Origin of the sequence: Streptosporangium sp. NPDC006013 (genome assembly GCF_040614275.1) — a bacterium.
Lineage (GTDB): Bacteria > Actinomycetota > Actinomycetes > Streptosporangiales > Streptosporangiaceae > Streptosporangium.
Genome location: NZ_JBEXUE010000964.1, coordinates 1 through 1,250 on the forward strand (window position 1 = coordinate 1; position 1,250 = coordinate 1,250).

General features: G+C 70.6%; 2 protein-coding genes. One reads left to right on the plus strand and one right to left on the minus strand.

Annotated features, from left to right (window positions below; genetic code table 11):
• Positions 1 to 101: 101 nt before the first annotated feature.
• A complete protein-coding gene (locus tag ABZ260_RS51280; protein WP_355633304.1) occupies positions 102 to 716 on the minus strand; it encodes a TetR/AcrR family transcriptional regulator in 615 nt (204 codons plus the stop codon).
• 220 nt (positions 717 to 936) lie between these two features.
• On the opposite strand from ABZ260_RS51280, the gene ABZ260_RS51285 reads away from it, so the two are divergent.
• A partial coding sequence (locus ABZ260_RS51285; RefSeq protein ID WP_355633306.1) for a TCP-1/cpn60 chaperonin family protein occupies positions 937 to 1,250 on the plus strand: 314 nt, incomplete at its 3' end.

The following is a 1,250-nucleotide window of genomic DNA, read 5'->3' on the forward strand; positions in this document are numbered from 1 at the left end:
CCCCGGTCTCCCCGCCTGTCTTCACCACATCCGGAGGTCTGCATGTCCCACGCCAACGCCCGGCTGACCGATATCTCACATGCCGGGCCTGCGTGTGCTGGTCACCGGTCCTGCGGGCCTTGGGGCGGCGCGGTGGGGAAGACGCAGGACAGGGCGCGGCGCAGGGTGGTGGCGAAGGATTCGGGGTTGCCGGGCTCGAGCCAGTGCCGCCCCGCCACGCGGATGGCGCCGGCGATCGCGGCGGCCGTGACGGCGGGGAACAGGTCGCGTCCGGGGTTGGTGCCGGTGCGCGCCGCGATCGCCTCGGCCAGCGGGCCCTCCGCCATGGTGAACGCCTTCAGCGCCTCGCCCTCCAGCTCGGGCGTCGACATGATCATGCGTAGGCCGGCCCTGTCGGGCTCGGGGTTGGTGTAGAGCTCGATCACGGCCGCGATGACGGCCTGGTCCAGCGGTTCGCCGGCGGGCCGGGAGCGCAGCGCCTGCCCCGCGCGCGTGGACTGGTCGGCCTGGAAGGCGCAGATCGCCTCCGCCCTGCTGGAGAAGTAGTTGTTGTAGGTGCGGGGGGAGACGCCCGCGGCCGTGGCGATGTCATGGACGTGCACCAGGGCCAGCCCGTGAGGGCCCTGCTCGATGGCCAGGCGCAGCGCGGCGTGGCTGATCGCCTCCCGGGTGGCCTGCCTGTTGCGTGCCCGGAGGTCCGGGGCGTCGTCGTTCATGTGCCGACTCTATCCGATGTTGCGTTGCACGCACTATGTGCGTGGCACGCAAGTTGTGGGTAGAGTGCGACGAGACGCCTGGCACTCACACCTGGAGAGCGCCAACCACAAGGGCGTGTGCCGGGACGGCGAGGCCTGCCGGGCAGGTCGCACACCCGCCCGGCAGGCCGTCCGTCGCGGGCGCCGTCCCGGACGACCCCCATCAAGAGCAGGAGCAGGAATGGCTTCGAAGATGATCGCCTTCGACGAGAACGCCCGGCGCGCTCTCGAGCGCGGCATGAACCAGCTCGCGGACGCCGTCAAGGTGACCCTCGGCCCCAAGGGCCGCAACGTCGTGCTGGAGAAGAAATGGGGCGCTCCCACCATCACCAACGACGGTGTGTCCATCGCCAAGGAGATCGAGCTGGAGGACCCGTGGGAGAAGATCGGCGCCGAACTGGTCAAGGAGGTCGCCAAGAAGACCGACGACGTCGCGGGTGACGGCACCACCACCGCCACCGTGCTCGCTCAGGCTCTCGTACGCGAGGGTCTCCG

Coding starts and splice junctions, on each gene's coding strand:
- ABZ260_RS51280 (WP_355633304.1), bottom strand. CDS start 716: ATGAACGACGACGCCCCGGACCTCCGGGCACGCAACAGGCAGGCCACC.